Source organism: Streptomyces sp. cg36 (assembly GCF_041080675.1).
Taxonomy (GTDB): domain Bacteria; phylum Actinomycetota; class Actinomycetes; order Streptomycetales; family Streptomycetaceae; genus Streptomyces.
Map to the genome: position 1 here is coordinate 5889448 of NZ_CP163520.1, position 13161 is coordinate 5902608.

At 73.3% G+C, this 13161-nt stretch carries 12 protein-coding genes; 9 read left to right on the top strand and 3 right to left on the bottom strand.

Annotated elements, in window-relative coordinates:
• Positions 1-66 precede the first annotated feature (66 nt).
• Positions 67-1311, bottom strand: a complete 1245-nt coding sequence (locus AB5J87_RS26045; protein ID WP_369379753.1) for a glycosyltransferase family 2 protein — start codon at positions 1309-1311, stop codon at positions 67-69.
• Between the two features lie 491 nt (positions 1312-1802).
• Between AB5J87_RS26045 and AB5J87_RS26050 the strand changes: the two genes are divergently transcribed.
• From AB5J87_RS26050 to AB5J87_RS26065, 4 genes are all read left to right on the top strand, one after another.
• On the top strand, positions 1803-3629 hold the full coding sequence (locus tag AB5J87_RS26050; protein ID WP_369379755.1) for a DUF2334 domain-containing protein: 1827 nt from the start codon (positions 1803-1805) through the stop codon (positions 3627-3629).
• Positions 3626-4699: a hypothetical protein gene (locus AB5J87_RS26055; protein WP_369379758.1), complete on the top strand. Its 1074-nt coding sequence runs from the start codon at positions 3626-3628 to the stop codon at positions 4697-4699. Before AB5J87_RS26050 ends, AB5J87_RS26055 begins: the two co-directional genes overlap by 4 nt.
• 100 nt (positions 4700-4799) lie before the next feature.
• Positions 4800-5018, top strand: coding sequence for a hypothetical protein (locus AB5J87_RS26060; RefSeq protein ID WP_369379759.1), 219 nt, complete (start codon positions 4800-4802; stop codon positions 5016-5018).
• Between the two features lie 13 nt (positions 5019-5031).
• Positions 5032-6126: a hypothetical protein gene (locus AB5J87_RS26065; protein WP_369383674.1), complete on the top strand. Its 1095-nt coding sequence runs from the start codon at positions 5032-5034 to the stop codon at positions 6124-6126.
• Between the two features lie 47 nt (positions 6127-6173).
• Here the strand turns inward: AB5J87_RS26065 and AB5J87_RS26070 are convergent, their stop codons facing one another.
• Complete coding sequence (locus AB5J87_RS26070; protein ID WP_369379762.1) at positions 6174-7172, bottom strand: acyl-CoA dehydrogenase family protein; 999 nt, start codon at positions 7170-7172, stop codon at positions 6174-6176.
• Positions 7169-8356, bottom strand: a complete 1188-nt coding sequence (locus AB5J87_RS26075) for an acyl-CoA dehydrogenase family protein (RefSeq protein WP_369379764.1) — start codon at positions 8354-8356, stop codon at positions 7169-7171. The genes AB5J87_RS26070 and AB5J87_RS26075 overlap by 4 nt, the downstream gene beginning before the upstream one ends.
• 60 nt (positions 8357-8416) lie before the next feature.
• On the opposite strand from AB5J87_RS26075, the gene AB5J87_RS26080 reads away from it, so the two are divergent.
• From AB5J87_RS26080 to AB5J87_RS26100, 5 genes are all read left to right on the top strand, one after another.
• Positions 8417-9205 (top strand): SDR family oxidoreductase, encoded by a 789-nt coding sequence (locus tag AB5J87_RS26080; RefSeq protein ID WP_369379766.1) that lies wholly within the window; start codon positions 8417-8419, stop codon positions 9203-9205.
• 26 nt (positions 9206-9231) lie between these two features.
• Positions 9232-9843, top strand: coding sequence for a TetR/AcrR family transcriptional regulator (locus tag AB5J87_RS26085; protein ID WP_369379768.1), 612 nt, complete (start codon positions 9232-9234; stop codon positions 9841-9843).
• 25 nt (positions 9844-9868) lie between these two features.
• Complete coding sequence (locus tag AB5J87_RS26090; protein WP_369379771.1) at positions 9869-11026, top strand: acetyl-CoA C-acetyltransferase; 1158 nt, start codon at positions 9869-9871, stop codon at positions 11024-11026.
• A 152-nt stretch (positions 11027-11178) separates the two neighbouring features.
• Positions 11179-11382: a cold-shock protein gene (locus AB5J87_RS26095; protein ID WP_030362889.1), complete on the top strand. Its 204-nt coding sequence runs from the start codon at positions 11179-11181 to the stop codon at positions 11380-11382.
• A gap of 94 nt (positions 11383-11476) precedes the next feature.
• Positions 11477-13120: a DEAD/DEAH box helicase gene (locus AB5J87_RS26100; protein WP_369379774.1), complete on the top strand. Its 1644-nt coding sequence runs from the start codon at positions 11477-11479 to the stop codon at positions 13118-13120.
• Positions 13121-13161: the final 41 nt, after the last annotated feature.

Consider the following 13161-nt stretch of genomic DNA (forward strand, 5'->3'; position numbering starts at 1 on the left):
GAGGAAAGGAAGGAAGAGAGAAGGCAGGAGCGGAGCTCAGGTGCGCGCGGCAGCGCGCTCGGGCGCTCAGGTGCGCGCGGTCTTCAGCCAGGTGCGCTTTCCGGTGACCATCCGCCACAGCCCCCACCAGCCGGCCGCGAACCAGATGTAGCCGTACAGGACGAAGACATGGGCGATCAGCACGGACCGCACCAGGCCGAGTTCGCGCTCGCGCCGGGCGTACACGAAGCCGTACGCGTACGCGGTGGTGAAGGAGAGCAGATACGGGCCGAGCAGCCACATCGGTGAGACCAGGGCCCGGCCCGCCTCGGCGGAGGCGACGGCGGTGCCGCCCGCCGCGACCAGGAAGGAGAGCGGCAGCATCGAGGTGAGCAGGATGAGCACCGGGCTCGACAGGTGGTAGAGCAGATCGAGCGCGGCCCTCGTCGGGACGGACCGCAGGATGAGCGGCACGAGCCCGGCGGACTGCAAGTGGCCCTGGAACCAGCGGGATCGCTGCCGTACCAGGCGCCGCAGGTCGAGCACGGCCTGCTGGGAGACGGCCGCGGTGGTGCAGTGCTGGTTGACCCAGCCCCGGGCGATCAGCCGGACCCCGAGGTCGAGGTCCTCGGTGAGGCTGTCGCTCCAGGGGCCGTCGGGGCCCAGGGTGCGCAGGGCGGAGAGCCGCATGAACTGGCCGTTGCCGCCCATGCCGACGCTGCCGATGAAGCGGCGTCCGCTCTGGAAGACATCGCCGTACACCACGAACTCCATGTCCTGGAGCCGGGCCAGGAGTCCGCTGCACCGGTTGTACATGCGGACGCAGATCTGGGTGGCGCCGGTGCGCGGGTCGTCGAAGAACGGGTCGACGGACTGCACGACATGGCCGTCGAGCCGGCCGTCCGCGTCGACCACGCAGAGGATGACGTCGTCGGGGTCGTATCCGTCCAGCACCCCGGATTCGGTGAGATGACGGATGCCGTCGTTGAGCGCGGCCCCTTTGCCGCGCCTGGCGTCGGGAAGTTCGCGCCGGTGGAGGCGGACCCGGTCGGAGCCCGCGGCCAGGGCGATCTGCGACGTACGGTCGTCGGACGCGTCGTCGATGACCAGGGCCAGGAAATTCCCGGCGGGGAGCGAGGTGATCCGCGCCAGGCTCTCGGCGAGCACCTTCTCTTCATTGAGGCAGGCGAGCAGAAATACATAGAGCCGCTCTTTGCGCGGTCCTTTTCTGCGGGGTGCCCGGCGCCTGGAGAGAAGAAAGAGACTGGTGTTGTAGCACCCCGCCATCAGGATGAGGGAAATACTGGACCAGAGAAGCAGGTCGACGATCATTTCTGCCCCAGGTCCATTCGCTGTTCTTCCGGTCCGGGCGACCGGCGCAGTCGAATTCTGATCAGTAAGAGGATGCAGGCGGTCAGGCAGTAGAGAACGAAGCCCGCACCGGCCGTGGCCTGCAGAGCTTTGGCCAAAGGTAGGCCGGGTACGGCCTCGGGTGCCGCCGCCATCCCCGCCAGTGGCAGCACTGTGCCCAAGGCAGGTTTTCCGTACATGGGTTCCCCCCCATTTTTACCCACACGTCACCGCGTGAGACGGCGAACGTAGCAGATTCGGTGGGCGCCGCGAGTGCGGAGGATGAAAGTTCACAGGTTCACTTCGCGGGGCCGGACATTGCCCCGATCGAGGGACCCTCGGCCCCATTGACAGCCTTTGTGATCCGCCAGAAGAATCGTGTGCCTCATTCGCTCAAGATCCCCGTTCCCGCTATTACGGGAACGGGGAATCCGGTCTGTTTTCGCCGACCGGCAAAGAGGGGGGAAAGACTCGTGAAATCCCTGAGAAAGGCGCGGCTGCGCCGTGCCCGGGGACGGCGGCGGCTCACCGTCGTCCTCGCCCTGCTCACGGCGCTCTTCGGCACCGTGCTCGCGGCCTCGGCCGCCCCGGCGGGCCAGCCGCCACCCCGTCCCGACCTCACCGTGCCCGTCGCCGGACTGAACAAGGTCGGCCTGGCCGACTGGGCGAAGGCGCAGCTCACGGCCGACACCCGGCGCCGCACCACACCGCCGGGGCCGGTCGGCAAGATCCTGTCGGGCGTCACGGACACCGTGCGCCGGCTCCTCCAGGCGGCGGCGCCCGCCTCCACCTCCACGCTCGTGCTCTACGACACGGCGGGACCCTACGGATACCTCGGCGAGCTGTACGCCATGGCCACCGCCAACCTCGGCGGTCACTTCGGCACCGTAACCGCCAAGCCGGTCTCCCAGTACACCGCGGGCATGCTCGGCCAGTACACCGCGACCGTCTACCTGGGCTCCACGTACTACGGCGGCGACCTCCCGGACGCCGTGCCGCCCGCCCTCTACCAGGACGTCCTGGCCTCCACCAAGCCGGTGGTCTGGGCCGGGGACAACATCTGGAACATGGGCAACGCGGTCGGCGTGGCCCAGTTCACCCAGAAGTACGGCTGGGACCCGACCACCTCGTACTTCTCGGACGGCGGCTCCATCGGGACCGTCACCCAGGTGACCTACGGGGGCCAGGCCCTCACCCGGAAGATCCCGGACGGGCAGGACGGCGGCGTGCTGCGCCCCAACGTCCTCACCGGGGCCGGGTATCCGCCGGTGACCACGGTCGCGGAGGCGCTCGACTCCTCGACGGGCAAGACCTTCCCCTGGGCGGTGCGCTCGGCCAACCTCACCTATCTGGGTGAGATCCCGTTCGCCTACGTCTCCGAGAGCGACCGGGTCATCGCCTTCGAGGACATGCTCTTCGACGCGCTCGCGCCCGGCACCGCCACCCAGCACCGGGCCATGGTCCGGCTGGAGGACATCAGCCCCGACTCCGACCCGGCCCAGCTCAAGACCATGGCCGACTACCTCTACTCGCAGCACATCCCGTACGGGATCAACGTCATCCCCGTCTACACCGACCCCAAGGGCGTCTACAACGGCGGGACCGCGCAGACGGTGACGCTGGCGCAGCGCCCGCAGGTCGTCTCGGCGCTGCGGTACATGCTGGCGCGCGGCGCGGTGCTGATGGAGCACGGCTACACGCACCAGTACGGCTCGGTCGACAACCCCTACACCGGGGTGACGGGTGACGACTTCGAGTTCTACCGGGCCCATGTGGACGCGGGGAACAACGTGGTCTACGACGGCCCGGTGGCCGAGGACTCCGCGCTGTGGGCGCAGTCCCGGGTCACCGCCGGACTCACCGCGTTCACCCTGGCCGGTCTGCCGCGGCCACTGCTGTGGACGACGCCGCACTACGCCGCGTCCGCCACGGACTACCGCGTCTTCGGCCAGAACTTCGGGGCCCGGCTGGAACGTTCGCTGTACTTCGCCGGGACGCTCACCGGTGGTACGGCGGACCCGAACCGGTTCATCGGCCAGTTCTTCCCGTACGTCGTCAACGACGTGTACGGGACCAAGGTGCTGCCGGAGAACATCGGGAACTATGAGCCCGTGGAAATCAACAACCATCCGCCGCGGCTCCCGGCCGACCTGGTCGCCTCGGCCAAGGCCAACCTCGCGGTCCGGGACGGCTTCGCGAGCTTCTTCTACCACCCCTACTATCCGCTCCAGCCGCTGATCGACACGATCAACGGCATCAAGGCCCTGGGCTACACCTTCGTCAGCCCCGCGGCCCTGTGACACGTACCCGCACGAGGGCGGTCGCGGCTGTCGCCGCGGCCGCCGCTCTCGTGCTCGCGGGCTGCTCGGGCGGGAGCGGCACCGGACCGGGGCCGGGCCCGTCCCGCTCCGGCGGCTCGGGCGCGCCGCACGACGACGGGCGGGTGCGCGGGATGACCCTGCCGTCCTGGGCGGTGGACGACTACGGCGGTCCGCGCGCGCGGCAGTACCTGGCGGACATCGCGCACACCGGCGCCCGCTGGGTCGTCTTCACGCCGACCTGGTACCAGAAGAACACCGAGGAGTCCGGGCAGCGCCCCACCGAGGAGACGGCGAGCGACGCGAGCCTGCGGGGGATCAGCGCCCTGGCGCGCGCGGCCGGGCTCAAGGTGATGCTCAAGCCGCACGTGGACCTGGTGGACGGCACGGACCGGGCGGAGATCCGCCCCGCCGACCGGGCCGCCTGGTTCACCTCGTACGAGCGGTTCATCACCCACTACGCGGACCTGGCGCGCGAGACGGGCGCCGAGCGGTTCGTGGTCGGCACGGAGCTGGCGGGCGTCTCGGCCGACGGGGCGGCCTGGCACCGGGTGGTGGCGGCGGTCCGCTCGCACTACCGGGGGCCGCTGACGTACGCCGCCAACTACGACGAGTACGCCAAGGTCGCGTTCTGGCAGGACCTCGACGTCATCGGGGTGGACGCGTACTGGCCGCTGGCCGAGAAGCCGACGACGGACGCGGGCGCGCTGGCGCGGGCCTGGCGGCCGATCGCCGACGAACTCGCCGCGTTCTCCGCGAGCCGGCACCGGCCGGTGCTGTTCACCGAGGCCGGCTACACCAGCCAGCGCGGCTCGACCACCGCGCCCTACTCCTGGACGGTCAGCAAGAAGGACGGCGCCGACGAGCAGGCCGCCGCCTACCGGGCGCTCCTCGACACCTTCGCGGGCCGGGCCTGGTGGGCCGGGGTGTGCTGGTGGATGTGGGACGACTGGCCGGACAGCGGCGAGACCCCGGCGCGGCTGGCGTACACCCCGCACGGGAAGCCGGCCGAGGAGGTGCTGCGCGCGCACTGGGCCGACTCTATTGACTAAAAGTCAAATCCGCTCCAGTCTCGGGACCGGGCCGCCGCGGCAGTCGTCGCCGGCGCCGCGGCCGTCGCCCATGGCCACCGCCACCGTCCCGGGAGGTTCCATGAGCACCGAAGAGCTGTCACGGCTGGGTACGGAACTGGGCGCGCCGCCGCCCGCCGCCCTGGCGGAGCTGACGGACGATCAACTCAAGGCGCTCCTCGGCGCGTTGCTCGCCGAGAAGGCGGCGCGCGCCGCCGGTCTCGAAGAGGCCGCCGAGGAGGCGCTGAAGCTCGTCCCCGCGCTCGCCCGGGGCCCCGTCCGCCGCATCCTCTTCAAGTGAGCCGGTGACCGCCATGGACAAGCTGCTCGGCCGCGCCGAGACCCAGAAGACCGCCCGCCTGCTCGGCCGCGACCCCGGGGACCTGGCGTTCCTGGCCGCGCTGCCCCCGGCCGACCTGCGACGGCTGCGGGAGCAGACCGTCGCCGCCCTCTTCGACGGCACCCCCGAGATGCTCGACCGGATCGCCCGCGCCACCAAACTGGTGCCCGCCGGGGTCGCCGCCGCCATCTCGCAGAAGGCCCTCGGGCCGCGCCTGGCCGCCGCCGTCGCGGGCAAGCTGGAGCCGGGCCGGGCCGCCGACATCATCGACAAGCTGCCGGTCTCCTTCACCGCCGAGTCCTGCGCCCATCTCGACCCCCGGCGCATCCCCGGCATCGTCGACCGGCTGGACGAGAACCTGCTGGTACGGGTCTCGGTCGCGCTCGCCGAACGCGGCGACCACCTCACCATGGGCCGGTTCGTCGGCCATCTGCGCGACTCCGCCCTGGAGCGGATCCTGCCGCAGATCGACGACGCGGTGGTGCTGCGCACCGGCGCCGCGATCGACCAGCCCGGCCAACTGGGCCGCATCCTCGACCTGATGGGCGAGGAGCGCCTGGCGCGGGTGGTGGCCGCGGCGGCCGACGGCCTGTGGCCGCAGGCGCTGACGGTGGCCGCGCTGGTCACCGGCGAGCACCGCGAGCGCATCGCCGTACTGGCGGCGCGCCTGCCGTCCGACCGGCTGGACGCGCTGGTGAGGACGGTGGCGGCCGAGGAGCTGTGGGAGTCGCTGCTCCCGCTGGTGGCCCTGCTGCCCCCGGACGACCTGCGGACCGTGGCCCGGCTGCCCTCCCTGGACGACCCGGAGGTGCTGACCGGCATCGTCCCGGCGGTGGTGGCGACGGGGCTGTGGGCGGAGTTCCTGCCCCTGCTGCACCTCCTGCCCGACCGCTCCCGCACGGCGGTGGCCGGGGCGGCGGGCGCCCTCCCGGAGCCCGATCTGGACGCCCTGGCCCAGGAGGTCGACAAGCGCGACCTGTGGGACCTGGTCCTGCCCCTGGTCGAGCTGATGGACGACGAGGCGAAGGAGCGCATCCTGGCGCTGGAGGCGTTCCAGGACCACGGGTAGGATCCGGAGCGCCCCGCCGGTGTCGGCGGGGCGTCGGCGGCGCCCCGTCAGCCGGGCAGCCCGCCGTGGTGTGCCAGCACCTCCGCCCGGCACACCGCCGGAGTGCCCCAGGCGTCGCGGAGGGGGCGGGCCTTGCGCAGCCACAGGGCCAGGGGGAGTTCCTCCGTGTAGCCCACGGCGCCGTGGAGCTGGAGGGCCGTGCGGGCGGCCCGGTAGGCGCACTCGCCCGCGGCCGTCTTCGCCGCCGCCAGGTCGCCCGGGGCGAGGGTGAGCGCCGCCCCGTACACCAGCGGCCGGGCGAACTCGACGGCCAGCAGGGTGTCGGCGAGGCGGTGCTTGACCGCCTGGAACGAGCCGATGGGGACGCCGAACTGGGTGCGCCGCTTCACATGCGCCACGGTCCGCCCCAGCAGCTCCTCGGCGACCCCGAGCGCCTGCGCCGCCGCCGCCAGTCTGGCCCAGCGCACGGCGTACGCCACCGCCTCGGCCAACTGCGGCCCCTTGGCGAGCAGTTCGCCGCCCGGATCCGGCTCCGCGAGGCGCCGGGCCGGGTCGGACGAGGCGCGCAGGGGGCCGTGGCCCGGGGCGAGGCGGAGCCCGGCCGCGTCGGCCACCAGCACGGCGTCGGCCGCGTCCGGGTCGAGCACCCGGGGTCCGCTCGCCGCGAGGCCCAGGGTGACCACGGCCTCGCCGGTGAGCAGCGCGGGCAGCAGGCGTGCGGCCGGGCCCGGCTCGCCCAGCTCGGCGAGCCGGGTCAGCAGCGCCGTGGCCGCGGCCGTCTCCACCACCGGGCCGGGCACCGCGTGACGGCCCAACTCGCGGTGGGCGAAGGCGAGTTCGACCGGGAGGCGGCCGGGACCCCCGTACGCCTCCGGGGCCGCCAGGGACCACGTGCCCGCCCCGCCCAGCCGGTGCCAGAGCGCCCGGCCCGGGCCGTGGTCCCCGGCGGACCAGGCCCGTACCGCCGACGGGGTGTCCGCCGCCGTCAGGAGCGCGTCCAGCGCGCGGGTGAAGTCGCGCTGCTCGGCGGTCGCCAGGAACCTCATGCCGTCCTCCCCTCGGCGCGCCCGTCCCCGGGGGCCCGGGGCGCGCGGCCCCTGGGCAGGCCGAGCAGGCGCTCGGCGACGATGTCGCGCTGGATCTCGTTGGTGCCCGCGTAGATCGGCCCGGCGAGGGCGAAGACGTACCCCTCGGCCCAGCCGTCCCCGTCGTGCGCCAGCTCGCCGTCGGCGCCCAGCAGTTCGAGCGCGGTCTCGTGCAGCGCGATGTCGTACTCGGACCAGAACACCTTGTTCAGGCTGGACTCCGCGCCGATCTCGCCGCCCGCCGCGAAGCGCGAGGCGTGCGCGAAGGTGAACAGCTGGTAGGCCCGCGCCCCGATCACCGCGTCCGCGACCCGGTCGCGCACGCCCCGGTCCGCCCCGCGCCCGCGCCACAGCCGCACCAGCCGGTCGGCCGAGGCGAGGAAGCGGCCGGGGGAGCGCAGCGTCAGCCCGCGCTCGTTGCCGGTGGTGGACATGGCGATGCGCCAGCCCTGCCCGGGGTCCCCGATCACGTCCTCGTCGGGTACGAACACCTCGTCCAGGAAGAGCTCGGCGAAGGCCGGTCGGCCGTCCAGGCGGCCGATCGGGCGGACCGTCACCCCGGGGGCCCGCAGGTCGAACATCAGATACGTCAGGCCCTGGTGCGGCCGGGCCGCCGCCGGGTCGGTGCGGAAGATCCCGAAGGCCCGGTCGGCGAAGGCGGCCCGCGACGACCAGGTCTTCTGGCCCGACAGCAGCCAGCCGCCCGCCGTGCGCACCGCGCGCGAGCGCAGCGAGGCGAGGTCGGACCCCGACTCCGGCTCCGACCACGCCTGCGCCCACACCACCGCACCGCTCGCCATGTCCGGCAGCACCCGGGCCCGCTGCTCGGGCGTGCCGTGGTCGAAGAGGGTGGGGGCGAGCAGGCTGATCCCGTTCTGGGTGACCCGGCCGGGCGCGCCCGCCGCCCAGTACTCCTCCTCGAAGGCCAGCCACCGGAAGATGTCGGCGTCCCGCCCCCCGTACCGCCGCGGCCAGGAGACCACCGCCCAGCGCGCCGCGTGCAGTTCGGCCTCCCAGGCCCGGTGGGCGGCGAAGCCCTCCGCCGTCTCCAGCGACGGCAGCGGCGCGGCGGGCACGTGTGCGGCCAGCCACCGCCGCGCCTCGGCGCGGAACGCCTCGTCCTCGGCCGTGCGGTCCAGGTCCATGGCGCGGTCCGCCCTCCGTCGACCTTCCCTAACAAGTGTTTGGTAGGTTAGCCTCCGAGGGTGACCGACAACAAGGTTCCGTACGTCCCCGGGCACGGCCTGCTCGCCGGCCGCACCGCCGTCGTCACCGCCGCCGCCGGGGCCGGGATCGGCGGCGCGACCGCCCGCCGCCTCCTGGAGGAGGGCGCGCGCGTCCTGCTGAGCGACGCCCACGCCCGCCGCCTCAAGGAGAGCGAACGGGCCCTCGCCGAGGAGTTCGGGGCCGCGGCCGTGGCCGCGCTGCCCTGCGACGTCACCGACGAGCGCCAGGTGGGCGCGGTGTTCGCGGAGGCCGTACGGCTGCACGGCGGCCTCGACGTCGTCGTCAACAACGCGGGCCTCGGCGGCACCGCGGCCCTCGTCGACATGAGCGACGAGCAGTGGGACAAGGTCCTGGACACCACCCTGGGCGGCACCTTCCGCTGCACCCGGGCGGCCCTGCGCGCCTTCCGGGACTCCGGGCGCGGCGGCGTGATCGTCAACAACGCGTCCGTCGTCGGCTGGCGCGCCCAGGCCGGGCAGGCCCACTACGCCGCCGCCAAGGCGGGCGTCATGGCGCTCACCCGGTGCGCGGCCGTGGAGGCCGCCGCGTACGGGGTGCGGGTCAACGCGGTCGCGCCCTCCCTCGCCCTGCACCCCCACCTGGCCAAGGTCACCTCCGCCGAACTCCTGGCGGAGCTCGCCGCGGGGGAGGCGTTCGGCCGGCCCGCCGAACCCTGGGAGGTGGCCAACGTGATCGTCTTCCTGGCCAGCGGCTACTCCTCGTATCTGACCGGAGAGGTCGTCTCGGTCAGCAGCCAGCACCCCTAGCGCCGGGCGTTGACGACAATGGGCCCGTGCCGAAGAACAAGAAGCAGCAGGTGACCGCCGCCGCCGAGCGGCGCGACGAACTCCTGGCCACCGCGGCCGAGGTGTTCGCCGCCCAGGGCTACAACGCCACCACCGTCCGCCGTATCGCGGACGAGGCGGGCATGCTCGCGGGCAGCCTCTACTACCACTTCGATTCCAAGGAATCGATGCTCGACGAGATCCTCTCGACCTTCCTGACCGAGCTGTGGGACGGGTACGACGCCGTGCTCGCCGCCGGGCTGGGGCCCAGGGAGACGATCGAGGCGCTGGTCACCGAGTCGTTCCGGGAGATCGACCGGCACCGGGCCGCCGTCGCGATCTACCAGAAGGAGTCCCGCCACCTCGCCGCGCTGCCCCGCTTCCACTATCTCGCCGACTCGCAGCGCAGGTTCGAGCGGGCCTGGCTCGGGACGCTGGAGCGCGGGGTGGCCGCCGGGGCCTTCCGGGCGGACCTGGACGTCCGCCTCACCTACCGGTTCGTGCGGGACACGGTGTGGGTGGCCGCGTCCTGGTACCGGCCCGGTGGCCAGCACGGCCCGGAGGAGATCGCCCGCCAGTACCTCTCGATGGTCCTGGACGGAATCGCCGTACGCGAGTAGCCAGCCCGCACGCGAAGGAGCCGGAATGTCCGAGGCATACGTGGTCGAAGCGGTCCGCACCCCGGTGGGGCGGCGCGGGGGCGGACTCGCACGGGTCCACCCGGCCGACCTGGGGGCGCACGTCCTCACCGCGCTCATGGCCCGCACCGGGATCGACCCGGCCGCCGTCGACGACGTCGTCTTCGGCTGCCTGGACGCGGTCGGGCCGCAGGCCGGCGACATCGCCCGCACCGCGTGGCTGGCGGCCGGGCTGCCGCAGGAGGTGCCCGGCGTCACCGTCGACCGCCAGTGCGGCTCGTCCCAGCAGGCCGTGCACTTCGCCGCGCAGGGCGTGCTCTCCGGCACCCAGGACCTGGTGGTCGCGGGCGGCACCCAGAACATGTCGATGGTCCCCATCGCCTTCGCCTCCCGGCGGGCCGCCGAACCGCTCGGCCTGACCGAGGGCCCCTTCGCGGGCTCGGCGGGCTGGCGGGCGCGGTACGGGGACCGGCCCGTCGACCAGTTCCACGGCGCCGAGCTGATCGCCGAGCGGTGGGGGATCACCCGCGAGGCCCAGGAGGAGTTCGCGCTCCGCTCCCACCGGCGGGCCCTGCGCGCACTCGACGAGGGCCGCTTCGCCCGCGAGAGCGTGGCCTACGGCGAGGTGGACGCGGACGAGGGGCCGCGCCGCGACACCAGCGCGGCGAAGATGGCGGCGCTCGAGCCGGTCGTGGCGGGCGGCACGATCACGGCCGCCTGCTCCTCCCAGATCTCGGACGGCGCCGCCGCGATGCTGCTGGCGAGCGAGCGGGCGGTGCGCGAGCACGGGCTCACCCCGCGCGCCCGGATCCACCACCTCTCGGTGCGCGGCGAGGACCCCATCCGGATGCTGTCGGCCCCGATCCCGGCGACCGCGCACGCGCTGCGCCGGACCGGTCTGTCCATCGACGACATCGACCTCGTCGAGATCAACGAGGCGTTCGCGCCGGTGGTGCTCGCCTGGCTGCGCGAGACCGGCGCCGACCCGGACCGGGTCAACGTCAACGGCGGCGCCATCGCGCTCGGCCACCCGCTGGGCGCCACCGGGGTGCGGCTGATGACGACGCTGCTGCACGAGCTGGAGCGCACCGGCGGAAGGTATGGGCTCCAGACCATGTGCGAGGGCGGCGGCCAGGCGAACGTCACGGTCATAGAGCGGCTCTGAGCAGGCCGGATGAGGGACGTGGTACAGTTTGGGCGTTGCAGTTGTGGTACCCATAGACTTTATGTGCGCCTGACCGGAATGTTCCGACTCAGGCGCATTATTGTTTTTCCGGCTTTCTCCGGATGGGGCCCCTACCTATTCAGGAGAATGACATGGCTACTGGCACCGTGAAGTGGTTCAACTCGGAAAAGGGCTTCGGCTTCATCGAGCAGGACGGCGGCGGCCCGGACGTCTTCGCCCACTACTCGAACATCGCCTCCTCCGGCTTCCGTGAGCTCCTGGAGGGCCAGAAGGTCTCCTTCGAGGTCACCCAGGGCCAGAAGGGCCTGCAGGCGGAGAACATCGTTCCCGCCTGATCTTCGGCGAATTCCGCAGCCGGGGCCCGCACCGCGAGGTGCGGGTCCCGGCTTGCGTGCTGTCCGTCCCCCGGGCCCAGGAAGGCACTTCCTCATGACGCGCACGACCTCCCGCAAGCGCTCCAGCTCCAACTCCGCCAAGCCCTCGGCAAAGCCCGCGCGCGGCCGGACCGTACAGCCGCAGGGTGAGTTCACCCTGCCCGAGACCGTGACGCCCGCGCTCCCCGCCGTGGCCGCCTTCGCCGACCTCGACATGCCCGCCGGGCTGCTGAAGACGCTGGCCGCGCAGGGCGTCACCGAGCCGTTCCCGATCCAGGCGGCCACCCTGCCGAACTCGCTGGCCGGCCGCGACATCCTCGGCCGGGGCCGCACCGGTTCCGGCAAGACCCTCGCCTTCGGCCTCGCGCTGCTCGCCCGCACCGCCGGGCACCGCGCCGAGCCGAAGGCGCCGCTCGCGCTGGTGCTGGTGCCGACGCGGGAGCTGGCGCAGCAGGTCACCGACGCGCTCACGCCGTACGCGACCGCCGTCAACCTGCGGCTCACCACCGTCGTCGGCGGCCTCTCGCTCACCAAGCAGGCCGGTGCGCTGCGGCGCGGCGCCGAGGTCCTGGTGGCCACCCCCGGCCGCCTCAAGGACCTCATAGACCGCGGCGACTGCGACCTGGGCCGGGTCCGCGTCACGGTCCTCGACGAGGCCGACCAGATGGCCGACATGGGCTTCATGCCGCAGGTCACGGCGCTGCTCAAGCAGGTCGAGCCGGACGGCCAGCGGATGCTGTTCTCGGCGACCCTGGACAAGAACATCGACCGGCTGGTCCGGATGTTCCTGACCGACCCGGTGGTCCACTCGGTCGACCCCTCGGCGGGCGCGGTCACGACGATGGAGCACCACGTGCTCTACGTCCAGGACGAGACCGACAAGAAGGCCGTCACCGCCCGCATCGCGGCGCGCGACGGCCGCGTGATCATGTTCATGGACACCAAGCGCTCGGTGGACCGCCTCGTCAAGCGCCTGCTCGCGAGCGGCGTCCTGGCCGCGGGCCTGCACGGCGGACGCTCCCAGCCGCAGCGCAACCGCACCCTGGAGCAGTTCAAGAACGGCCAGGTCACCGCGTTGATCGCGACGAACGTGGCGGCCCGCGGCATCCACGTCGACGACCTCGACCTGGTCGTCAACGTGGACCCGCCGACCGACCACAAGGACTACCTCCACCGCGGCGGGCGCACCGCCCGCGCGGGCGAGTCCGGCAGCGTGGTCACGCTGGTCCTGCCCGAGCAGAAGCGCGAGATGAGCCGGCTGATGTCGTTCGCGGGCATCCGTCCGCGCACCGCCGAGGTCAAGTCGAGCGACGAGGAGCTCGTACGGGTCACGGGCGCGCGCGAGCCGTCCGGCGTCCCGGTCGTCGTCGAGGTCCCGGTCCAGCAGCAGGCTCCCGCCTCGGGCGGCGGCCGTGGCCGCGGCCGTGGCTCGCGCTCCTCGGGCGCGCGCGGCTCCTCGGGCCGCTCCGGCCAGTCGCAGGGCGCCCGCACGCAGTCCGGCGCCCCGGCCCGCTCCGGCCAGTCCCAGGGCACCCGGACGCAGTCCGCCTCCCGCTCCGGCCAGTCGCAGGGCGCGCGCGCCCAGGGCGGGGCCCAGGGCAGCCGGTCCGGTCAGCCGCAGGGTGCCCGCGCGGCGGGCGGCGGCGCCCGGCGCGGCGGCCGTCCCCAGGGCGGCGGCCGCCGGGGCGCGACCGCCTAGGCAGGTCCTCACCCGGTGGACGGGCTCGCACGAGCCCGTCC